The sequence below is a fragment of the Halomonas alkalicola genome (assembly GCF_030704205.1).
In the GTDB taxonomy this organism is placed as follows: Bacteria; Pseudomonadota; Gammaproteobacteria; order Pseudomonadales; family Halomonadaceae; genus Halomonas; species Halomonas alkalicola.
Genome location: NZ_CP131913.1, coordinates 2,026,308 through 2,047,152, shown reverse-complemented (window position 1 = coordinate 2,047,152; position 20,845 = coordinate 2,026,308). Strand labels below are relative to the sequence as shown.

16 protein-coding genes, 1 other RNA gene and 3 pseudogenes are annotated in these 20,845 nt (G+C 70.1%); 12 read left to right on the top strand and 8 right to left on the bottom strand.

Translation table 11 applies throughout. From position 1 onward, the window contains the following. The first annotated feature begins 28 nt into the window (after window positions 1-28). Window positions 29-985 carry an ADP-glyceromanno-heptose 6-epimerase gene (rfaD, locus tag B6N23_RS09805; protein WP_169956130.1) on the top strand — a complete coding sequence of 319 codons (957 nt, stop codon included), beginning with the start codon at window positions 29-31 and terminating at the stop codon, window positions 983-985. Continuing rightward, window positions 978-2,036, top strand: coding sequence for a lipopolysaccharide heptosyltransferase II (gene waaF / locus B6N23_RS09800; protein WP_305498272.1), 1,059 nt, complete (start codon window positions 978-980; stop codon window positions 2,034-2,036). Before rfaD ends, waaF begins: the two co-directional genes overlap by 8 nt. Before the next feature lie 6 nt (window positions 2,037-2,042). Here the strand turns inward: waaF and B6N23_RS09795 are convergent. Continuing rightward, a pseudogene (locus B6N23_RS09795) lies at window positions 2,043-3,741 on the bottom strand (sulfatase-like hydrolase/transferase). 130 nt (window positions 3,742-3,871) lie between these two features. Here B6N23_RS09795 and B6N23_RS09790 point away from each other — a divergent pair. Then, a complete protein-coding gene (locus B6N23_RS09790; protein WP_305498270.1) occupies window positions 3,872-4,654 on the top strand; it encodes a glycosyltransferase family 2 protein in 783 nt (260 codons plus the stop codon). Here the strand turns inward: B6N23_RS09790 and B6N23_RS09785 are convergent. Further along, complete coding sequence (locus B6N23_RS09785; RefSeq protein WP_305498268.1) at window positions 4,605-5,699, bottom strand: glycosyltransferase family 9 protein; 1,095 nt, start codon at window positions 5,697-5,699, stop codon at window positions 4,605-4,607. The two genes, B6N23_RS09790 and B6N23_RS09785, sit on opposite strands and share 50 nt — an antisense overlap. Window positions 5,700-5,737: 38 nt before the next feature. Here B6N23_RS09785 and B6N23_RS09780 point away from each other — a divergent pair, with 38 nt between their 5' ends. Further along, window positions 5,738-6,880 carry a glycosyltransferase family 4 protein gene (locus tag B6N23_RS09780; RefSeq protein WP_305498266.1) on the top strand — a complete coding sequence of 381 codons (1,143 nt, stop codon included), beginning with the start codon at window positions 5,738-5,740 and terminating at the stop codon, window positions 6,878-6,880. A gap of 74 nt (window positions 6,881-6,954) precedes the next feature. Then, window positions 6,955-7,923, top strand: coding sequence for a glycosyltransferase family 9 protein (locus B6N23_RS09775; RefSeq protein WP_305498264.1), 969 nt, complete (start codon window positions 6,955-6,957; stop codon window positions 7,921-7,923). On the opposite strand, the gene B6N23_RS09770 is transcribed toward B6N23_RS09775, so the two are convergent. Both B6N23_RS09770 and B6N23_RS09765 read right to left on the bottom strand, forming a co-directional pair. Beyond that, window positions 7,896-8,624: a 3-deoxy-D-manno-octulosonic acid kinase gene (locus B6N23_RS09770; protein WP_305498262.1), complete on the bottom strand. Its 729-nt coding sequence runs from the start codon at window positions 8,622-8,624 to the stop codon at window positions 7,896-7,898. The two genes, B6N23_RS09775 and B6N23_RS09770, sit on opposite strands and share 28 nt — an antisense overlap. Before the next feature lies 1 nt (window position 8,625). After that, a complete protein-coding gene (locus tag B6N23_RS09765; protein WP_305498260.1) occupies window positions 8,626-9,273 on the bottom strand; it encodes a YrbL family protein in 648 nt (215 codons plus the stop codon). A 109-nt stretch (window positions 9,274-9,382) separates the two neighbouring features. Here B6N23_RS09765 and B6N23_RS09760 point away from each other — a divergent pair, with 109 nt between their 5' ends. The 3 genes and pseudogenes from B6N23_RS09760 to waaA all read left to right on the top strand — a co-directional run bounded on the left by B6N23_RS09760 (window position 9,383) and on the right by waaA (window position 13,214). Then, entirely contained in the window at window positions 9,383-10,486 is a 1,104-nt protein-coding gene (locus tag B6N23_RS09760; RefSeq protein WP_305498259.1) for a glycosyltransferase family 9 protein, read from the top strand. Continuing rightward, window positions 10,476-11,906 (top strand): bifunctional D-glycero-beta-D-manno-heptose-7-phosphate kinase/D-glycero-beta-D-manno-heptose 1-phosphate adenylyltransferase HldE, encoded by a 1,431-nt coding sequence (hldE, locus tag B6N23_RS09755; protein WP_305498258.1) that lies wholly within the window; start codon window positions 10,476-10,478, stop codon window positions 11,904-11,906. Before B6N23_RS09760 ends, hldE begins: the two co-directional genes overlap by 11 nt. Then, window positions 11,906-13,214 (top strand): annotated as a pseudogene (waaA, locus tag B6N23_RS09750) (lipid IV(A) 3-deoxy-D-manno-octulosonic acid transferase). The gene hldE and the pseudogene waaA overlap by 1 nt, the downstream one beginning before the upstream one ends. Window positions 13,215-13,239: 25 nt before the next feature. Here the strand turns inward: waaA and rpiA are convergent. Next, complete coding sequence (gene rpiA / locus B6N23_RS09745) at window positions 13,240-13,914, bottom strand: ribose-5-phosphate isomerase RpiA (RefSeq protein WP_110069151.1); 675 nt, start codon at window positions 13,912-13,914, stop codon at window positions 13,240-13,242. A 387-nt stretch (window positions 13,915-14,301) separates the two neighbouring features. On the opposite strand from rpiA, the gene ilvA reads away from it, so the two are divergent. Next, a complete protein-coding gene (gene ilvA / locus B6N23_RS09740; RefSeq protein ID WP_305498255.1) occupies window positions 14,302-15,816 on the top strand; it encodes a threonine ammonia-lyase, biosynthetic in 1,515 nt (504 codons plus the stop codon). Window positions 15,817-16,159: 343 nt separating this feature from the next. Here ilvA and B6N23_RS09735 read toward each other — a convergent pair whose 3' ends face one another. The 3 genes from B6N23_RS09735 to B6N23_RS09725 all read right to left on the bottom strand — a co-directional run bounded on the left by B6N23_RS09735 (window position 16,160) and on the right by B6N23_RS09725 (window position 17,350). Further along, window positions 16,160-16,792: a 5-formyltetrahydrofolate cyclo-ligase gene (locus tag B6N23_RS09735; protein WP_305498253.1), complete on the bottom strand. Its 633-nt coding sequence runs from the start codon at window positions 16,790-16,792 to the stop codon at window positions 16,160-16,162. A 20-nt stretch (window positions 16,793-16,812) separates the two neighbouring features. Then, a non-coding RNA gene (gene ssrS, locus B6N23_RS09730) (6S RNA) lies at window positions 16,813-16,997 on the bottom strand. Window positions 16,998-17,050: 53 nt separating this feature from the next. Next, a complete protein-coding gene (locus B6N23_RS09725) occupies window positions 17,051-17,350 on the bottom strand; it encodes a cell division protein ZapA (RefSeq protein WP_305498251.1) in 300 nt (99 codons plus the stop codon). Window positions 17,351-17,525: 175 nt separating this feature from the next. On the opposite strand from B6N23_RS09725, the gene B6N23_RS09720 reads away from it, so the two are divergent. The 3 genes and pseudogenes from B6N23_RS09720 (at window position 17,526) to ubiH (ending at window position 20,839) form a co-directional block, all read left to right on the top strand. Next, on the top strand, window positions 17,526-18,104 hold the full coding sequence (locus B6N23_RS09720; RefSeq protein ID WP_110069080.1) for a UPF0149 family protein: 579 nt from the start codon (window positions 17,526-17,528) through the stop codon (window positions 18,102-18,104). 50 nt (window positions 18,105-18,154) lie between these two features. Then, entirely contained in the window at window positions 18,155-19,492 is a 1,338-nt protein-coding gene (gene pepP / locus B6N23_RS09715) for a Xaa-Pro aminopeptidase (RefSeq protein ID WP_305498249.1), read from the top strand. Window positions 19,493-19,644: 152 nt separating this feature from the next. Further along, window positions 19,645-20,839, top strand: a pseudogene (ubiH, locus tag B6N23_RS09710) (2-octaprenyl-6-methoxyphenyl hydroxylase). Window positions 20,840-20,845 lie beyond the last annotated feature (6 nt).

Genomic DNA, 20,845 nt, shown 5'->3' with positions numbered 1-20,845 from the left:
CGCACGCCCCGAGACAGAGGATATCCCCATGATCGTAGTGACAGGCGGAGCCGGCTTCATCGGCTCGAATCTGGTGAAGGCGCTCAACGAGCGCGGCCGCCAGGATGTGATGGTGGTCGACGATCTGTCGGACGGCACCAAGTTCGTCAACCTGGCCGACTGCACCCTCGGCGACTACCTGGACAAGGACGACTTCCGTCGCCGGGTCGAGGCGGAGCTGCGCGGCGAGCCGGCCCAGCTGCCCGAGATCGAGGCGATCTTCCACGAGGGGGCCTGCTCGGACACCACCGAGTGGGACGGTCGCTTCATGCTCGACAACAACTTCGAGTACTCCAAGGTGCTGCTGCACTTCTGCCAGAAGCGCGGCATCCCCTTCCTCTACGCCTCCTCGGCGGCCACCTACGGCGGCAGCGAGGTGTTCGTGGAGGCGCCGGAGCACGAGAAGCCGCTCAACGTCTACGGCTACTCCAAGCTGCTCTTCGATCAGTACGTGCGCGCCCGCTGGGATGAGTTCGAGAGCCAGGTGGTGGGCTTTCGCTACTTCAATGTCTACGGCCCCCGGGAGCAGCACAAGGGCAAGATGGCCAGCGTCGCCTATCATCACCACACCCAGATCCGCGGCGGCGACAGCGTCAAGCTGTTCGGTGCCTGGGAGGGCTATGAGGCCGGCATGCAGAGTCGCGACTTCGTCTACGTGGGCGATGTGGTCAGCGTGAACCTGTGGTTCCTCGACAATCCCCAGGTGTCCGGTATCTTCAATCTGGGCAGCGGTCGCGCCGAGCCTTTCAAGGCGATCGGCGAGGCGGTAATCGACTACTACGGCCGCGGCACCATCGAGTACATCGACTTTCCCGAAGAGCTCAAGGGGCGCTACCAGAGCTACACCCGTGCCGACATCGGCAGCCTGCGCCGGGCGGGCTACGACCGCGAGTTTCGCACCGTGGCCGAGGGGGTCGGCGAGTACCTGGAGTGGCTGAATGGCTGAGCCGGCCCCTCCGGGAGAGTCTGGCGGCGAGCGTATCCTGGTGGTTGGCCCCTCCTGGGTCGGCGACATGGTGATGGCCCAGAGCCTGTTCATGACCCTCAAGGCGCGCCATCCGGGCTGCCGCCTCGGCGTGGTGGCGCCCGGCTGGTCGCTGCCGGTGCTCGAGCGCATGGCGGAGGTGGACGAGGCGATCGCTCTGGACGTTGGCCACGGCGAGTTTGGCTGGAAGGCACGCCGCGATGTGGCCCGCACCCTGCGCGGCCGCTTCGATCGCGCCATCGTGCTGCCACGTTCCTGGAAGTCGGCGCTGGTGCCCTGGCTGGCGCGCATTCCGCAGCGTGTCGGCTTTACCGGCGAGCAGCGCTATGGCCTGCTCAACGAGCGACGCCGGCTCGATAAGGCCGTGCTCGACCAGACGGTGAAGCGCTTCGTGGCCCTGGGGCTGCCCGCCGGGGAGACGCTCGATGGTCACGTCCCGATACCGCGCCCGCGCCTCGCCGTGGATGCCGCCAATCTCGCCGAGCTGCGTCGGGCTCACGGGCTCTCGTCACGCCCGGCCATCGGCATGATGCCGGGGGCCGAGTACGGTCCCGCCAAGCAGTGGCCGCTCGAGCACTTTCGCACCCTGGCCGAGGCGCTGGTGGCCGAGGGGTTCGAGGTGCGGGTGCTGGGTGGCCCCAAGGATGCCGAGGCCGGCGAGGCGATCGCCCGGGGGCTGGAGCATGTCCACAACCTCTGCGGGCGGACACGGCTGGCCGACGCCGTGGACCTGCTGGCCGACTGCCGCCAGGTGGTCACCAACGACTCGGGGCTGATGCACGTGGCGGCGGCGGTGGGTACCCGGGTGCACGCCCTCTATGGCTCCTCCTCGCCGGCCTACACCCCCCCGCTCACCGACAGCGCCGAGATCCACACGCTGGGCCTCGACTGCTCCCCCTGCTTCGCCCGGACCTGCCCCCTGGGCCATACCCGCTGTCTCGTCGACCTCTCCCCCGAGCGGCTGCTGGCGGCGGTGCTCGCCGCCGAGCGCCGCCTGGCCGTCGAGAAGTAGCCTGCCCTACTGGACGCTGGCCGGCGTTTCGCCGGTGGCGTCATAGGGCGACTCCACCACCTGGTCGTCGGTCGGCGACGACTCCTTTTCCTCGGACTCCTGAGGGCGGTCTGGCACCAGGCCCTCCCAGAGTCGCTGCTGCAGGGCATTCTCCTCGCGCATCCGGGTGTTGATCCCCGCGAGCCCGTGACGCTCCACCAGGGTCTCGGTGTCGGCCAGCAGCGAGACGCCGAGACCCGCACGGTGCTCATCGATGGTAAAGCCCATCGCCTCCAGCAGGGTCGGGAAGAGGTCGACCATGGAGGCCTCCCGCCGGGTGCGAGTGCCGGCCTCGATGCCGGGGCCGAGCAGCATGAAGGTGTTGTCGCGCTCGCCGGCGATCAGCAGGTCCCACACCGAGACCCGCATGGTGAGGTGGTCGCTGGCCACCACCACCAGGGTGTTTTCCAGCAGCCCCTCCGCCTCCAGGCGCTCCACCAGGTCCCGGGCCAGCCAGGCCGAGCATTCCACCGAGTAGAGGATGTCGACGCCGTCGAACTCCCCCTGGCGGTCGATGCAGCTCTGGGCGGGATAGCCGTTGGGGGCGTGGCCGGCGATGGTGAGGTTGACCACGCCCCAGGGGCCGTCGTGTTCGGCCTCCAGCCGGCGGATCTCCTCGACGGTGAAGTCATAGAGCGAGTCGTCGTGGAGCCCCCAGTTGTTCAGATACTCCGGATCCTCCAGCCGAGGCGCCAGCTCCTCGCGTCCCATCACGGTGTCGAAGCCGTGGCCCTCGTAGAAGAGCCCCTTGCCGGCGAAGGCGGTGCTGGCACCGCCCAGGTAGCTGAGCCGGTAGCCCTGTTCGGCCAGGAGATCCCCCAGGCAGTCGACCCCCGGCACCACCTTGTCCAGCGGCGAGAACTGGCGGTCATGCAGCAGGCCGGCGGGCATCAGCGGCGTGCCGCACTGGCTGGCGATCATCCCGGCCATGGTCCAGCCGGTATTGTCGAGCTGGCGAATCCCCTCGAAGACCCGGCCGCGCGCGCCCAGCGCATCGAGGTCGGCATAGGCGTCGCCGAAGCGCGCGCGGCGCGCGGTCGGCGTAGGTGCGCTCGATGCTCTCCAGGTAGAGCAGCAGCAGGTTGGGCGGATCGGACGGGGCCTGCTCGATCACCGGCGCCACGTAGCGGCGGTCCAGCCAGGCGCCATCGTCAGTGACGATGGCCGCGCCGCGCTGGGTCATGCCGTAGAGCAGGGGGTTGCTGGCCAGCAGCACCAGGGCCAGCAGGCGCTCGCCCAGCCGCCAGCGGTGGTCGGTCCGTACCAGCCAGGTGAAGGCCGCCAGCAGGGCGAGCATGCTCAGGCTGTAGAGCACGGCGGCCACCAGGCGGTCGCTGCCGCCGTGGTCGGACATGCCGGCCTGGAGGTGGAAGAAGATCGCCCCCAGGTCGACGATGCCGAAGCTGTCGTTGAGATAGACGTAGAGCCCCCACAGCGCCAGGGGCAGCAGCGACCAGGGCCACACCCTGGCGGCGGGGCGCGGGGCACGCGGGGCACCCCAGCGCAGCAGCCAGCCGGTAGCGAGCCAGGCGCTGGCGCTCACCGTCAGGGCCCAGGCGGGCAGCAGGCTGATGGTCACCACGGCATAGCCGAGGCAGAGCCCGATGGCGAGTAGTGCCCACCAGCGCGGGTGGCGAAGGAGAGAGGGCAGTTGGGGAAGGGGCATGGGTATCATCGGTCAGGGGGCTATCAGCAGAGCTTATCAAGCCTTGGGAGGCGTCACACACTCGGCCGGGTGGTGCCGGCAAAGGGGGCGCCTTACACTGAGTGTCCCACTTCGCCCTCAAGGACTATCGATGTCGATTGCCGCCGTGCTCATCGTCAAGAACGAGCAGGATCACCTGCGGGCCTGCCTGCAGACCCTCGCCTGGGTCGATGAGATCGTGGTGGTGGATGCCGGCAGCACCGACGGGACCCTCGCGATCGCCCGCGACTTTACCGACAAGGTGGCAGTGGAGGATGACTGGCAGGGCTTCGGCCGCCAGCGCCGGCGCGCCGAGGCGCTGGTGGAGAGCGACTGGATCCTGATGGTGGATGCCGACGAGCGGGTGACGCCGGCGCTGCGTGAGAGCCTGCAGGCCGCGGTGGCACAGAATAGCCCGGCGATCTACACCCTGCCGCGTCTCTCCTGGTGCTTCGGCGGCTTCATTCGCCACTCCGGCTGGTACCCCGACCGGGTGGCGCGCCTCTATCCCCGCGGCCGAGCCGGCTACAACGACGCCCTGGTCCACGAGAAGCTGGAAAACCCCGAGGAGCTGCCGGTGCGGCCTCTCGAGGGCGATCTGCTGCACTACACCTACCGCGACCTGCGCCACTACCTCGAGAAGTCGGCCCACTATGCCCAGGCCTGGGCCGAGCAGCGGGCGGCACGTGGCAAGCGCGGCAGCCTCGCCGCGGGCATCGGCCACGGTATCGGCTGCTTCCTGCGCATGTACCTGCTCAAGGCGGGCTTCCTCGACGGTCGTCAGGGGCTGCTGCTGGCGCTGCTCTCGGCCCACTCCACCTTCGCCAAGTACGCCGACCTCTGGGTCAGGACCCGGACGTCACCGCCGCCGGAAGGCGGCACAAGAGATCGCTGACCGCCTCGGCCGCCGCGGGAATGTCGATGGTTGCCATGTCCTGCTCGCCGGCATCCGCGGGCGGGCAGAAGGCGAGGCGGCGCTCGGCGTGGTTGCAGGTCTGCCAGCGCAGGGGGGTGGCGGAGCGGTGGGCCGGGTAGAAGCCGGCGGTGGCGATATCCAGGCAGCCGGCGATATGCAGCGGCCCGGTGGAGCCGGCGACAAAGAGGTCTGCCGCCGCCAGCGTCCGGGCGAAGTCCTCCAGGCCGGCCCGCGGCGGCAGGCGCTGCGCCTCGAGGCCGGCCTTGCGCAGCGGTGCCAGGATCGCCTCGGCGGTGGCCTCTTCGCCGGGACCGGCGGTCAGCACCCACTGGGCGCGTCTCTCCATCGGCAGGCGGGCATCCACCTCCTGCACCAGCCGCACATACTGCGCGGGGGAGAGGTTGACCGCCGAGCCGCCGCTGCCTCCGTGGAGAAACACCCAGGACCGCGCCGGGTCGAGGCCGAGCTCCTCGGCGAGGCGCCGGCGCTGGGCCCGGCGCTCGCCTTCCGGGAGGGGCCACCAGGGCGGCTCGGGCTCGATATCCGGTGTCAGGTCGAGCTCGCTCAGGAGCGCCTCGGCCAGCTCGATGTTGTAGCGGTACTCCGGCTTTTCCGAGCGCGACCTGCGCTGCACCACCCTTCGGTTGTAGAATAGCTGCGCCCACTTGGTGGCCGGGGCCAAGCGCAGCGGAATGCCCGCACGCCACCCCAGCCAGCCGATGCGGGGCGTGGAGAAGAGCGTGAGCAGCGCATCGAAGCGTGCCGCCTTCACCTCGGCCAGCAGCCGGCGCTGCTCGGCGCGGGAGGCGCCATCGCCCGGGTCGAGCAGCACCTCGTCGACCCAGGGGCAGAGGCGCGCCATGGGCACCGTATAGGCCGGTACCAGCACGCTCACCCGGGGGGCAGGGCTTGCCGCCTTGAGGCGGGCCAGGGCCGGCCAGGCGAGCATGAAGTCGCCGAGCTTGTCATTGCGAACCACCAGCAGGCGCGGCGCGGCGCCCCGGGCGGTGGAAGTTGCAGTCATCCGGGCTCCCGAGCCCCGAGATACCGAAGGAGTCAGCCTTGTCGCACAAGGTCCTGCATATCTGTCTCTCCAGCGGCTGGGGCGGACTGGAAATGTATCCGTCTCGGATTATACCCGAGCTGGCCCGCCAGGGGTGGCAGGCCCACGGCCTGGCCCTGGCCGGCTCCCGGGTCGCCGAGAGCTTCCGCGAGGCCGGCATCGAGCCGCTGACCCTGGCCTCGAAGGGGCGGGCGCTGTTGGCCGCGGGCCGGGTGCTGGCCTACCTCGGGGCCCAGGGCGTCGACGTGATCCACTGCCACAAGTCCAGCGACCTGCGCCTGGGAGCGCTGCTGGTGACCCTGCGGCCATCGCTGCGCCTCTTCTTCACCGATCATATGGGGGTGACCCGCCCCAAGAAGGATCTCTACCATCGCTGGGCCTACGGCAAGGTCACGCGGCTCTTCGCCATCAGCGAGGCGACCCGACAGCGCAACCTGGCCGCCTTCCCGCTCCCCGCCGAGCGCATCCGCCGCCTCTATCTGGGCATCGACCCGGCCCCCTATGTGCCCCGTCTCGATGACCCGGCGCGCGCCGCGCTGCGCCGCGCGCTGGGCGTGCCCGAGGGCGCCGTGGCCATCGGCCTGCCGGGGCGGCTGACGCCGGGCAAGGGGCAGGAGGTGTGGATCGAGGCGCTGGCCCGCCTGGCCGAGGCTAGCCCCGGGCTTGCCTGGCACGGCGTGCTGATCGGTGGCCTGACAGCGGAGGAGGGCAGCGACGAGGCCCACGTGGCGGCCCTGCGGCGGCGCATCGGCGAACTGGGCCTCGAGGCGCGCATTGCCTTCACCGGCTTTCGCCGCGACCTGCCGCGCCTGTTCGAGGCGCTGGAGATCGTATGCGTTCCCTCGCGCAACGAGGCGTTCGGCCTGAAGGTGATCGAGGCCATGGCGGCCGGCAAGGCGGTGGTCGGCAGCGACAGCGGGGCCATTCCCGAACTGCTGGATGTCGAGACGGGGCGCCTGGCGCCCCCCGAGGACGCCGCGGCCTGGGCCGCCGCCCTGGCCGAGCTGGCCGATGACGCCGAGCTGCGCCAGCGCCTGGGGCAGGCGGCGCGGCACCGCGTCGAGAAGGACTTTACCCTGGCGGCCCACGTGGCCAGTCTGACCCGCGAATACGAGAACCCAAAAGGAGCTGAGGGCGAGTGAGAGCCTGGATCGACAAGTGTGCCTACCTAAGCCGGCGCGGAGGGCGCTGGTTGGAGAGTACGGCTCCGAACGAGGTGAGGCGTATCCTGGTGATTCGCCAGTGCGCCTTCGGCGACTACATGGCGGCGAGGCCCTTTCTGGTCGAGCTGCGGCGGCTGTTTCCCGAGGCGCATATCACCCTGGCCACGGTGACGACCTACCGCTATGCGGTGCCGGAGGACCTGGGGGATGAGGTCTTCGTGCAGGAGACGCGAGGCAGCCTGGCGGAGCAGTGGCGCTCGCTGCGCGCCCTGGAACCCGTGGATATTCTCTTCGACCTGGCCGATACCTCCCGCTCCCGGGTGCTGACGCTGATGGCTCCCGCCGCCATCAAGCTGGGCTTTCCCTATCGCGGCGTGTTCAACCGGCTGCTCTACGACGTGGGCCTGCGGCGCTCCAACTATCACTACGAGGCCGAGGTGCTGCTCGACTTCCTCAAGGTCATGGGGCACAAGCCGCGCTACCCGCTCGACTTCGCCATGCCTGTGCATCGGCAGGCGGAGTCGCCCCGGGTCATTGCCTACTTTCCCTTCGCCTCCAAGGCGGAAAAGTCCCTCTCCCTGGACTCCTGGTGCCAGCTGATCGACAGGGCGGCGCGGGAGTTTCCGGACTACCACCACGTGCTGCTGGAGGGACACAAGGCCGAGGAGTCCGGCGACTTCCTGGCCGAGGTGGCGGCGCGCCAGGCCAACGTCGAGGTTCAGCCGCGCATGTCTCTGGAGGCGCTGGGCCCCTGGATGGCCGGCGTATCTGCGCTGGTGTGCGGGGATACCGGCGTGCGCAACCTGGCGCTGGCCACCCATACGCCGACCCTGGGGATCTTCTTCCAGACGCTGCCCTATCGCTACTGGCCCCGATACGAAGACCTCCACGAGGCGGTCTTCCTGAGAAGCGGCGAGGTGCCGGGCAGCACCGATATCCTGCAGGGGCTCGAGGAGCTGCTGACGCGGGTCTATCCCGAGCGCGGTGCGCCGCGTCAGTCGGTGTCCGACGCCTCCTCGTAGCCCCTTCGGATCGGCGCCATGGCATCACCGGCGTCGAACTTGGCCAGGGAGCGCTCGAGGCGGGCCAGGTTGGCGTCCTGCCAGGCGCCCTTCGGGCGCAGGCGGCAGCGGTCCAGGTCGATCAGCCACACCGCGCCATGTTCATCCACCAGCAGGTTGCGGGCGTTGAGATCCACGTGGTCGAGGCCGGCGTCGTGGAAGCGGCGGATGGTGGTGCCGACGCGCCTCAGCAGGTCGTCGTCGGTTTTGTCGGTTTCCAGCCGGCTGGCCAGGGCCCGGGCGCCGGGAATGCGCTCGGTGATCAGGGCGGCCTCGTAGGTGAGGCCGTGGCGGGTGACGGCGGCGGCCACCGGGGTGGGCACCGGCAGGCCGCGCTGGTGGAGGTCGGCGGTGAGGCGCAGCTCCCGGAAGGCGCGGGTGCGCTCCAGGCCGGTCCAGAGGTAGCGCCTGGCGCTGAGCCGGGCGATCAGGCCGCCGCGGCGGTAGGTGCGCAGCACCCACTCGCGCTCCTCGTCGGCGTCCAGAAACAGACTGGCCCCGCGTCCCGGGGCCTCGCCGGTGACTCGCGAGGCCTCCCGCCAGGCTTCCGGCTCGAAGGTCCGGGGGCCGATACCGGGGAGCCTTGTGGACCAGCGGGCGGCCTGGTTGTCGAAGAGGATCGACATGGACATGGTCGCGACATGGCGTATGACCAGTGGCATGTCACTTCCTTGTCGGTGCGACCGCTGCCGCTGTTGGTTGCCGCGACCTGTTCAGCGCGGCGTCGAGGTCGGCCAGGAAGCGGCTGGCAGCACGCCGCTTCTTGTTGTGGTTGCGGCCCGGCACCATGGCGTACATCGGTACCAGGGTGTTGTCGCCGAGCCCGTCTACCAGTGCAAAGTAGTCGTTGCCATTCGGATCACAACCGAGCACCAGGTTGTTGCGGCTCAGGTCGCCTGTAATGGCCGAAGAAGAGAGCAGGCGGTCGAAAAAGGTCGCCAGTAGATCCCGGTGGTGTGGCTTGGCGTGTGACTCGCCAAGCAGCCGTGAGAAGGTGGGGGCGAGCCGGCCGTCGGCTCCCTGAATCGCTTCCACGCTGAGCCCGGCTCCCAGGTCGGTGGCGATGAGCCCGGTGATGCCGGGGAGATGACGGATCAGCTTGTCATCCGTATTTTCTAAAATACGAATATATACGCGAAGCTCGCGCAGCTGGCGGGTGACCTGAAAGCGTGCCTTGAGGCGTCCCGAACCGTGCTTGACCACCTTGATCAGTTGGCCGGGCCGTTCGGGGTGGGGATAGATGAGGCGCGAGCCCCCGCTGGCCAGCGGCTCGATATCGGCGAGTCGTATCAGCGTAGAAGGCTCTGGCATATCAGGTTTCCCCGGTGGTGTCTGAGCTGTCTCTTGTGTGCACAGTGTGACCGCTGTCGTGGTGTGGGGGTAGAATGCTGGTCTATTCGCGCGACACGTTGCCAACCCCATGAAGCATCCTCTGCCTGCACAACCCCGACACATCGGCGTGCTGCGACTCTCCGCCCTGGGCGATGTCTGCAACCTGGTACCGACGGTTCGCGCCCTGCAGCGCCAGTGGCCCGAGGCGCGCATCACCTGGATCATCGGCAAGGGCGAGCACAGTCTACTGGCCGGCCTCTCCGGGGTCGAGTTCGTGGTCTACGACAAGGCCACCCGGCTTGCCGGCATGCGTGCGCTGTGGCGCGAGCTGGCCGACACCCGCTTCGACGTGCTGCTGCACATGCAGCAGGCGCTTCGCGCCAGCGTGCTCTCGCTCGGCCTCAAGGCCGGGGTGCGGGTGGGCTATGACAAGGCGCGCGCCAAGGATGCCCAGCACTGGTTCACCCATCGCCAGCTGGCGCCCCATCCCCGGGCCCACGTGCTGGACTCCTTCCTGGACTTCGCGCGTCTGCTGGGCGTGGAGGACCTCTCCCTGGCATGGGACCTGCCGGTGCCCGAGGCGGCCCATGACGAGGCGCTGGCGCTGACCGGGGACGCCCCCTACCTGCTGATGAGCCCCTGCGCCAACCCGCGGCTGCGCAACTTCCGCAACTGGTCCGCCGAGGGCTATGCGGCGGTGATCCAGCACGCCTGGCAGCAGCACGGTCTGCCGACCCTGCTCACCGGCGGTGGCAGCACCCAGGAGCGCGAGAAGGGCGAGCGCATCCACGCCCTCTGCGATCCGGGGGCGGTGATCGACGCCATCGGCGGCACCTCCCTGAAGGGGCTGCTGGCGCTGATTGCCCGTGCCCGGGCCGTCATCGCCCCGGACTCCGGGCCGGTGCACATGGCCAATGCCATGGGCACCCCGGTGGTGGGGCTCTATGCCACCACCAACCCCGACCGCGCCGCCCCCTACTGCTGGCAGGCGTTCGTGGTCAATCGCTACCCCGACGCCGTGCGCACCTACCTGCACAAGTCTCTGGAGGAGATTCCCTGGGGACAGCGGGTGCGCCACCCCGACGCCATGTCGCTGATCCACGCCGAGGATGTGATCGAGCGCCTGGAGGCGCTGCTCGATCGCGCCGCCGCCACCCACCCGGAAAGGGAGCTTCCCGACGATGAAACTTGATCTGACCTCCCTGGAGCGCTCACGCCTGCTGGTGGTGGGCGACGTCATGCTCGACCGCTACTGGCACGGCGGCACCTCGCGGATCTCCCCCGAGGCGCCGGTGCCGGTGGTGCGGGTCGAGGAGTCAGAGGACCGGCCCGGCGGCGCCGCCAACGTGGCGCTCAACATCGCCTCGCTGGGCGCCCATGCCGCCCTGGCCGGGCTGGTGGGCGACGACGACAATGCCGACCGCCTGGTGTCCCGCCTGGAGAGCGCCGGAGTGGGCACTCACTTCGCCAGGAGCCCCGGCATTCCGACCATCACCAAGCTGCGGGTGATGAGCCGCAACCAGCAGCTGATCCGCCTGGACTTCGAGGAGGGGCTCGGCGAGGTGGACACCGCGGGCCTGCTGGCGGAGGTGGAGGCGGCGCTGCCCGAGGCGGACCTCGTCATCTTTTCCGACTATGGCAAGGGCACCTTGAACCGCGTCCAGGAGCTGATCCGCCTGGTGCGCGCCAGCGGCAAGCGGGTGCTGGTGGATCCCAAGGGGAGCGACTTCTCCCGCTACCGCGGGGCCAGCGTGATCACCCCCAACCTGGCCGAGTTCGAGGCGGTGGTGGGCCACTGCCGGGACGACGCCGAGCTGGCCGAGCGCGGCGAGGCGCTGCGTGCCGAGCTTGCGCTCGAGGCGCTCTTGATCACCCGCAGCGAGAAGGGCATGACCCTGATCCGCGAGGGCCACGAGCCGCTGCACCTGCCGACCCGGGCCCGGGAGGTCTACGACGTCACCGGCGCCGGTGACACCGTGATCGGCGTGCTGGGGCTGGCGCTGGCCGCCGGCCACGCCTTCCCCGAGGCGATGACCCTGGCCAACCTGGCCGCGGGACTGGTGGTGGCCAAGCAGGGCACCGCGACCCTCTCCATCGCCGAGCTCTACACCGCCCTGCAGGGCGACAAGCTGGCCGAGTTCGGGGTGATCGAGGAGGCGGCGCTGATCGAGGCGGTACGCGCCGCCCAGGCCCGGGGCGAGCGGGGGGTGATGACCAACGGCTGCTTCGATATCCTGCATGCCGGCCACGTGGCCTACCTGGAGCAGGCCCGCAAGCTGGGCGACCGGCTGATCGTGGCGGTCAATGACGACGCCTCCATCGCCCGCCTCAAGGGCCCCAAGCGCCCCATCAACCCCCTGGCGCGGCGCATGCAGGTGCTGGCCGGTCTCGGCGCCGTGGGCTGGGTGGTGCCCTTCGCCGAGGACACTCCCCAGCGGCTGATCGAGGCGGTGCTGCCCGACGTGCTGGTCAAGGGCGGCGACTACCGCCCCGAGCAGATCGCCGGCGGCGAGGCGGTGCGCGAGGCGGGCGGCGAGGTCCAGGTGCTGGGCTTCGAGGATGGCGTCTCCACCACGGCGATGATCTCCACCATCCTCGACCGTGAGGCCTGATGGGCTGGCCCCGGGCCCTCTACTCGGTGGCGCTGCATCTGCTGTCGCCACTGATCTGGTGGCGTATCCGCCGTGAGCATGCGCTCACTGACGCCCGCGGGGAGGCTGGCGAGAGTCCCCGGGCCCTGCGCCTGGGGCGCATTCCCGAGACGCCGCCCGGCGAGCCCATGCTGTGGCTGCACTGCGCTTCCGTGGGCGAGGTGCTGGCGGCCCGGCCGCTGATCGAGGCGCTGCTGGCGCGCTATCCCGGGCACCGCCTCACCCTCACGACCATGACCGCCACCGGCGCCGAGCGGGCACTGGCCCTGGCGGCATCCCGCGACGACGGCCGCCTCGTCCACCGCTTCGTGCCGCTGGACTTTCCCGCCGCCGCCGCGCGCTTCGTCGAGCGCCGAGCGCCTGCGTCCCGAACTGGCGCTCTTCTTCGAGACCGAGTTGTGGCCCAACCTGCTCCACGCCTGCCGGCGTCGCGGCGTGCCGGTGGCGGTGATCAATGGCCGGCTATCCCCCAGGGCCTTCCGGGGCTATCGGCGCCTGCGCCCTCTGATGGGCGAGGCCCTGGCCTGCGTCGACTGGCTGGCGGCCAAGTCCGCCGCGGATGGGGAGCGCTTCCGGGCACTCGGCATGGCCGCCAAGCATACCGCCGTGGTGGGCTCGCTCAAGTTCGATATCGCCATCGATGACAAGGCTTTCGAGGTGAGTGAGGGCTTGCGTACTCGCCTGGGCGAGCGGCCGGTGTGGGTGGCCGGCTCCACCCATGAGGGCGAGGAGGCGGCGCTGCTGGCCGCCCATGCCAGGCTGTGCGAGCGCCGGCCCGAGGCGCTGCTGGTGCTGGTGCCCCGCCACCCCCAGCGCTTCGACGAGGTCGCGATGCTCTGCGAGCAGGCGGGCATGCCCCTGGCGCGCCGCTCCCGCGACGAGTGGCCCACGGCCACCACGGCCGTCTACCTGGGGGATACCATGGGGGAGCTGCTGGCGCTCTACGGCGCGGGGGATCTTGCCTTCGTGGGGGGCAGCCTGGTGCCGATCGGCGGCCACAACCTGCTGGAGCCGGCCGCCCTCGGCGTGCCGGTGCTCACGGGGCCTGCGCTTGCCAACTTCGCGGAGGTGGCCGAGGTGCTGCGCGAGGCCGAGGCCCTGGTAGAGGCGGCCGATGAGGCGGCGCTGGCCGCCGCCCTGGCGGCGCTCTTCGCCGACCCCACCGAGCGGCGCCGGCTCGGCGAGGCGGGCCGCGCCGTGGTGGCGGCCAACCGCGGGGCGCTGGCGCGCACCCTCGAGGGCCTGGCGCGGCTGCTGCCGACGAAGTGAGGGCTCGCTTCGCCGTCGGGGCAGGTCAGGCGGGAGTCAGTCGCTCCACGCCGTGCTCGGTTCCCAGCAGCAGCACGTCGGCGCCGCGGGCGGCGAACAGGCCGTTGGTGACCACGCCGACGATGGCGTTGATTCTGGCCTCCATGGCCACCGGGTCGTCGATCATGAACTCGAAGCAGTCGATGATCTGGTTGCCGTTGTCGGTGACCACCCCCTCGCGATAGACCGGATCGGCGCCCAGCTTGACCAGCTCCCGGGCCACGTAGGAGCGCGCCATGGGAATCACCTCCACCGGCAGCGGGAACTCGCCCAGCCGCTCGACCTTCTTGGAGGCATCGGCGATGCAGATGAACCTCTCCGCGCAGGCGGCGACGATCTTCTCCCGGGTCAGGGCCGCGCCGCCGCCCTTGATCATGTGCAGGTGAGCGTTCACTTCGTCGGCACCGTCGATGTAGAAGGGCACGGTGCCGACGCTGTTGAGCTCGAACACCTCGATGCCGTGGCCGCGCAGGCGCTCGGCGCTGGCCTCGGAGCTCGCCACGGCGCCCTTGAAGTCGTCGCGCAGGGCGGCCAGCCGGTCGATGAACAGGTTGGCGGTGGAGCCGGTGCCGATGCCGAGCACGGTGCTGCGCGAAAGCCAGGGCTTGATCTCGTCGATGGCGGCCGCGGCCACGGCGTCCTTCAGCTGATCCTGGGTCAGGCCGGCCTGGGTCATGGGTCGCTCTCCTTGGGTGGGGTGAATCGGCGGAATGGATGGGCGGGAAGTCGGGCGCCATTATAGGCCAGCGAGGCCCGTCTGCCGATCAGGGCCATCGAAGTTGGCAGTGCCGCTCAAGGCTGTTCCGGTGACAGGCCCTCGAGGGGGCGCTACGAGTACTTCCCTGTAGGCTACCTCGGCCATCCCTGGTCCTCGGACCCCCTCTCCGACCTGTCCCCGGCGCCTTTCGCTCTCACCCTATCGGTAATTGCGGTAGCCCAGCCAGCCATGGCGCCGCTGGACGCCAGGCCGGCCGGGATGCTACCAATAGGGGTTCTCTGCAGTGCAGCAACCGTCTGGCGCCCCGCGTCACGCCTCTGGGATATCAGGATGCTCGAAGCTACCGTCAAGAAGATTCTCCAGGCCCGGGTCTACGAAGCCGCCCGGGAAACGCCGATCTCCCCGGCACCCTTCCTCTCCCGTCGCTTCAACAACACCATCCTGATCAAGCGCGAGGACCTCCTGCCGGTCTATTCATTCAAGATTCGCGGCGCCTACAACAAGATGGCCCAGCTCAGCGAGGCCCAGAAGGCCAGGGGCGTGATCGCGGCGTCCGCCGGCAATCATGCCCAGGGGCTGGCCATGGCCGCCAAGCTGATGGGCGTCAAGGCGGTGATCGTGATGCCGCGCATCACGCCGGAGATCAAGGTCCAGGCGGTGCGAGCCCGCGGGGCCAAGGTGGTGCTCAAGGGCGATGCCTTCGCCGCGGCCGCCGAGCACGCCCAGGAGCTGATCAAGGAGCACGGCTACACCTATATTCCGCCCTTCGACGACATCGACGTGATCGCCGGTCAGGGCACCGTGGCAGTGGAGGTCCTGCGCCAGCACGCGGGCCGCCTGGACGCCATCTTCGTGCCGGTGGGCGGCGGCGGCCTGATCGCCGGGGTGGCCGCCTATGTGAAGTACCTACGCCCGGACATCAAGGTGATCGGCGTCGAGGCCGAGGACAGCGCCTGCCTGAAGGCGGCCATGGAGGCCGGGCGGCGAGTGACCCTGGGGCAGGTCGGCGTCTTCGCCGAGGGGGTGGCCGTGGCGCAGATCGGCAAGGTGCCCTTCTCCATCGTCCGCGACCTGATCGACGACGTCATCACCGTCAACACCGACGAGATGTGTGCCGCGGTGAAGGATATCTTCGAGGATACCCGGGCGGTCTCGGAGACCTCCGGCGCCCTGTCCCTGGCGGGCCTCAAGAAGTACATCCAGCAGACCGGCGCCGAAGGGCAGACCCTGCTGTGCATCAACTCCGGCGCCAACACCAACTTCGACCGCCTGCAGCATATCGCCGAGCGCACCGAACTGGGCGAGCAGCGCGAGGCGATCCTCGCGGTGACCATTCCCGAGCAGCCGGGCAGCTTCAAGAAATTCTGCAAGACCATCGGCAAGCGCATGGTCACCGAGTTCAACTACCGCTATGCCGACCCCGAGAACGCCCATATCTTCGTCGGCGTCCAGGTCAAGCCGGGCGGCGAGGATCGCCAGGCGGTGATCGACCGCCTGCGGGAGGCGGGCTACCCGGTGGAGGACCTCACCGACAACGAGCTCGCCAAGCTGCATATCCGCCACCTGGGCGGCGGCCGGCCGAAGGAGCACTTCGACGAGGAGGTCTACCGCTTCGAATTCCCGGAGCGCCCGGGCGCGCTGATGAACTTCCTGACCCACCTGCCCCACGACTGGAACATCTCGCTGTTCCACTACCGCAACCATGGTGCCGCCTACGGCCGGGTGCTGGTCGGCATGCAGATCCCCAACGGTGACCGCACCCACGTGAAGGAGCACTTCGACGAGATCGGCTATCGCTACTGGAAGGAGACGGACAACGCCGCCTACCGGCTGTTCATGGCCTGACCGGGTGTCCCGGTGGGGTAAGTGCTGACTCGCGCCCTGTGCCACGGCAGCCGGGTGTTTCAATCTGTAAGCGTTGGGTAAGGACGGTTGTGGTGAGGGCCGGATGGCCCTATAGTCACGCCCAGTTCCCCCCCCCCTACGGAGTCGATGATGAAGCGCAAGCCCGATCTGGTCATGGCACTGGTGCTGCTGTTCTGTATCGGCCTCGTGGCGACCGGCTACGCCCAGGCGCTCGCGGGCAGCTGAGCCCGGCGAGGCGGCCGACAGCGCCATGACCAGAGAACGATAGCGAACGGGGCGATGCCGAGAGGCATCGCCCCGTTCGTCGTGTTGGGCGTGGGTATCAGGGCCGAATGACCCGGGCGTCGCTGACAATGGCGTCCAGCGGCACGTCCCAGGGCTCCACCGGCAGGGAGGCGACCCGCTGGCACTCGTGGGCCAGGCCGACCAGCCTTGGCCGCGGGCCGGGGCGGCGGGTGAAGGCCAGGCTGCGGTCGTAGAAGCCGCCGCCCATGCCCATGCGCTGCCCCTCCTCGTCGAAGCCCACCAGCGGCAGCAGGATCAGGTCCAGGGCCCAGGCGGGCAGGCGCCGGGCGCGATGGGCGCCATGGCGGGTCTCGGGCTCCGGGATGCCGTAGCGATTGGTCGCCATGGGGGTGTCGGGGTGGTAGTGCACGAACCACAGCCGGTTGCGCGAGAGTGGACGCAGCACCGGCAGGTGGACGCGGGCGCCGCGACGACGCAGCCAGCCGATGAGCGGCGTGGGGGCGATCTCGGCATCGTTGGGCAGGTAGAGGGCGACCCGCCGGGCGCGCTGGACCTCCGGCAGCCGGCGCAGCCGGCGGCACAGGCGTTGGCTGGCGGCCTGGCGCTGCTCTGGGGTCAGGGCACGACGACGTCGACGCAGCTCGCGGCGCAGGGCCTGGCGAGAACCGTCGAAGGATTCGAGAAGAAGGGGTGCGGCTGGTGTCGTCATGAGGTGGGTCATGGCAGACGAGGTTCCCCAGAGTGCCGCTGTCGTTCTGGCCCTTGAACCCAGTGGTTCAAGGTGGGTGGCCGCAGCCGAACCGTCAGGCTTTCCGACGCACGGACATGCACACGGGTCCGGCTAGCATATGGCCCCCTGGGTACTGCGCATAGGCTCGAGGGACGATAACGACTGGCAAACACCCCAGGGAACACCTTCATCCTACCAGAGCCACTGGGAGTGGCCAACGGATTCTGCAGCGGGCGCTCAGCGCTGGGGGGCATCGGCCAGAGCGCGCGCCAGGCGGGCACTCAGCGTGTCCAGGTGACGCTCGCTGGCGCGCTGGGTGTCCAGTGCCTCGAGGAGTTCGTTGGCGATGTTGAGGGCCGCCATGATGGCGATCCGCTCGGTGCCAAGCAGGTTGTTCTGGGCGTGGATGCCGCCCATGGCGCGGTCCAGGTAGCGGGCGGCGCGCTCCAGCTTGTCCTGCTCGTCGGGCGGGCAGGCAATGATGTAGCTGCGCCCCAGCAGGGTGATATCGGTGGTCGGACGCGAGGCGTCGGTCATCGGAAGGCTCCGGGTCGGCCTGCCGGGAGAGCTGCCGCGCGCCCCGGTGGCCCGATGCGTTAACATCCATGGCAGGAAAGGTTTCGGACCTCACTATAAGAGAGCCCTTCCGGGGCGGTCAACGCGCCGCCCCCGGCGAGGCTCTTTCTTGCCCGCACCCGTCACGGATCATCTCATGTCACTGATCAACGAACGCCAGGACTTCTCCACCATCGCCGACCTCTTTCTGCTCCACGGCAGCATGCAGTCGCCGGCCTTCCTGGATGGCCGCCTGTGTGCTGGCCTGGCCATGCACGACCTCTCCGCCGAGGCCTGGCTCGAGGAGGTCTGCCTGGCACTGGGCGTCGAGCAGCCCCGCGACGAGCCCAGTGCCGAACGCTTCCTCGGCTGGCGGCGCCAGACCCTCGACGCCCTGGCCGGCAGCGAGCTCGGCTTCGAGCCGCTGCTGCCCGACGATCTCTTCTCCCTGGCCGAGCGCGCCCGGGGGCTCCAGGAGTGGACCCTGGGCTTCCTGGAGGTGGTCAGGGACGCCGGTGACGGCCCCCGCGAGGCCTGGTCGCCTGCCCTGCGTGAAGCCCTCGACGACCTGGCCGCCGTGGCTGCCATGGAGGTCGAGCTCGAGGAGAGCGCCGAGAACGAGGGGGACCTCTTCGCCCTCACCGAACATGTCCGCATGGCCGCCATGCTGCTCTACACCGAGCAGCATCCCGGCAGGCCCCAGGTCGAGGATGCCGGGGACGACACCCGCCACTGACCCTGTGCCTGCCTGAGCCCAGCCGCCGACCCCCATCCAGAGGAGCCTCCATGCTGCCCGAGATCCTGCCCCGCCCTGCCCCCATCACCAACGATGAGTACCTGGCGCGGCGCCGCGCCCTGATGGCGGCGCTGCCCGCCGACAGCGCCGTGCTGCTGCCCGGTGCCTCCCTGGTCACCCGCTCCCGGGACAGCGAGTTTCCCTTCCGCCAGGACAGCGACTTCCACTACCTGACGGGATTCCCGGAGCCCGATGCCCTGCTGGTGCTGCTGCCGGGGCGCCCCGAGGGCGAGAGCGTGCTCTTCTGCCAGGATCGCAATCCGCTGATGGAGGCCTGGACCGGCATCCGGCTGGGCGCCGAGGGTGCAGTGCGCGAGCACGCGGTGGACCAGGCCTTCGAGAACGCCGAGCGCGACGAGCGGCTCGAGGCGATGCTGGACGGCCGTCGCACCCTCTACCTGCCCCTGGACAGCCCCGAGGCCATGGCCATCGCCGAGGAGGTGCGCAGCGCCCTGGCGGCCAGGGTCCGCCAGGGCGCTTCGCCCCCGGCGGCGCTGGCGGACGTGGCGCCGCTGCTCCACGAGGCGCGGCTGATCAAGAGCGAGGCGGAGCTCGCGCTGCTGCGCCATGCCGCACGGATCTCCGCTAGGGCCCATGTGCGGGCCATGCGCACGGCGCGCCCGGGGCTCGCCGAGTACCACCTCCAGGCCGAGCTGGAGCACGAGTTCCGCTGGCAGGGCGGCAGCGGGCCGGCCTACGCCAGCATCGTCGGTGGCGGCGCCAATGCCTGTGTGCTGCACTACATCGAGAACCGCGCCCCGCTGCGGGACGGCGACCTGGTGCTGATCGACGCCGGCGCCGAGTTCGACCTCTATGCCGGCGACATCACCCGCACCTTCCCGGTAAACGGCCGCTTCAGCGAGGCCCAGCGCGCCCTCTATGCCCTGGTGCTGGGGGTTCAGGAGCGGGCCGTGGCGGCGATCGCGCCCGGGGTGACCCTGGCCGAGCTCCACGAGGGCGTGGTGCGGGGCCTCACCGAGGGGCTGATCGGCCTGGGGCTGCTCGAGGGCGAGGTGCAGGCGCGCATCGATGACGAGAGCTACCGGCGCTTCTACCTGCACTCCACCTCCCACTGGCTGGGGCTCGACGTCCATGACGTGGGCGGCTACCGCCAGGCGGGGGAGCCGCGCTCCCTAGTGCCGGGCATGGTGCTGACCGTGGAGCCCGGCCTCTACGTTCCCGCCGATGAGGATATTCCCGCCGCCTTCCGCGGCATCGGCATCCGCATCGAGGACGATGTGGTGGTCACCGCCGGCGGGCATGAGGTGCTAACCGCCGGAGTGCCCAAGGGAATCGACGAGATCGAGGCGCTGATGGCGGCAGAGTGATCGCCACAACAGCCATCGAATTCAGCATTATGTAATTTACATTACGAAATATCCTGCTCGGAGATGCCGTGAATCAACCCCGACCCTCAGCTCGCCCTGGCCGGGCGGGCGACCCGGAGGCCGTCCCGGGCGGCGCCCGGACCCCGCGTCGCGTGGATATCGCCATCGTCGGCGGCGGCCTGGTGGGGGGGGCCAGCCAGCCTGGCCTGCGCCCTGGTGCCCATGATCGAACGGGCCGGCCTGTCGGTGGCGGTGATCGAGGCCGCCCCGATCCGCGAGATGGCCGACGCCCCCTTCCAGCCCAGCTTCGATGCCAGGGCCAGCGCCATCGCCCAGGGGTCGGCGGAGCACTTCGCCGGCATGGGGCTGTGGCCGGCCCTGGCCGAGCACGCCGCGCCGATCCGGCGTATCCACGTCAGCGAACGCGGCCGCTTCGGGGCGACCCGGCTCACCAGCGAGGAGCTGGGAGTGGCCGCCCTGGGGCATGTGATTCCCAATGCCTGGATGGGGCGGGTGCTGCATCGGCGCCTGGCCGAGCTGCCCATCGCCTGGCACTGTCCGGCCAGGGTGGAGAAGATCGCGCCGACGTCCGGCGGCCACCGTCTCACCCTCTCCGACGGGGAGCGCCTCGAGGCCGGGCTCACCGTGCTGGCCGACGGCGGCCGCTCGGGGCTCAAGGAGCGGCTCGGCATCGAGAGCGACAGCCACCCCTACGACCAGGTGGCGCTGATCACCAGCGTCGAGCTGAGCCGGCCCCACGACGGGGAGGCCTGGGAGCGCTTCACCCCGGAGGGCCCCATCGCCCTGCTGCCGCTGCGCGGCCAGGCCATGGAGCTGGTCTGGACCCACCCGCTGGGCGCCGAGCAGCGCCGGCTGGCCCTCGGCGACGGCGACTTCCTGGCCGAGCTGCAGCGGGCCTTCGGCGACCGCGCCGGACGGTTCCGGCGGGTGGGGAGCCGCCATGCCTATCCGCTGAGCCTGGTGACCGCTCGCGAGACCACGCGCCCGGGCCTGGCGGTGCTGGGCAACGCGGCCCATGCGCTGCATCCGGTGGCGGGGCAGGGCTTCAACCTGGCGCTGCGCGGGGTGATGGACCTGGTGGCCGCCATGGAGGCCGGCCGGCAGCGCGGCGAGGCACCGGGCAGCGCCGGGGTGCTGGCCGACTTCGAGGCGCGCCGCCACGCCGACCGTCACAACGTGGTCCGGTTCAGCGATGGCCTGGTGCGGCTGTTCGGCATCGAGAGCGCGCTGCTCTCCCATGCCCGGGCGGCGGGGCTGATCGGCCTCAACCTGGCCGGCCCGCTGCGCCGCGGCCTGGCACGGCGCGCCATGGGGCTGGAACGCTAGAGGAGA

Bases quoted from the DNA above. Each gene is read 5' to 3' on its own strand.
- B6N23_RS09720 (WP_110069080.1), top strand. From the start codon at position 17,526: ATGTCACTGATCAACGAACGCCAGGACTTCTCCACCATCGCCGACCTC.
- B6N23_RS09785 (WP_305498268.1), bottom strand. From the start codon at position 5,699: ATGACTGCAACTTCCACCGCCCGGGGCGCCGCGCCGCGCCTGCTGGTG.
- rfaD (WP_169956130.1), top strand. From the start codon at position 29: ATGATCGTAGTGACAGGCGGAGCCGGCTTCATCGGCTCGAATCTGGTG.
- B6N23_RS09765 (WP_305498260.1), bottom strand. From the start codon at position 9,273: ATGCCAGAGCCTTCTACGCTGATACGACTCGCCGATATCGAGCCGCTG.
- B6N23_RS09725 (WP_305498251.1), bottom strand. From the start codon at position 17,350: ATGACCGACGCCTCGCGTCCGACCACCGATATCACCCTGCTGGGGCGC.
- hldE (WP_305498258.1), top strand. From the start codon at position 10,476: ATGAAACTTGATCTGACCTCCCTGGAGCGCTCACGCCTGCTGGTGGTG.
- B6N23_RS09770 (WP_305498262.1), bottom strand. From the start codon at position 8,624: ATGCCACTGGTCATACGCCATGTCGCGACCATGTCCATGTCGATCCTC.
- waaF (WP_305498272.1), top strand. From the start codon at position 978: ATGGCTGAGCCGGCCCCTCCGGGAGAGTCTGGCGGCGAGCGTATCCTG.
- B6N23_RS09790 (WP_305498270.1), top strand. From the start codon at position 3,872: ATGTCGATTGCCGCCGTGCTCATCGTCAAGAACGAGCAGGATCACCTG.
- B6N23_RS09735 (WP_305498253.1), bottom strand. From the start codon at position 16,792: ATGACGACACCAGCCGCACCCCTTCTTCTCGAATCCTTCGACGGTTCT.
- ilvA (WP_305498255.1), top strand. From the start codon at position 14,302: ATGCTCGAAGCTACCGTCAAGAAGATTCTCCAGGCCCGGGTCTACGAA.
- pepP (WP_305498249.1), top strand. From the start codon at position 18,155: ATGCTGCCCGAGATCCTGCCCCGCCCTGCCCCCATCACCAACGATGAG.
- B6N23_RS09760 (WP_305498259.1), top strand. From the start codon at position 9,383: ATGAAGCATCCTCTGCCTGCACAACCCCGACACATCGGCGTGCTGCGA.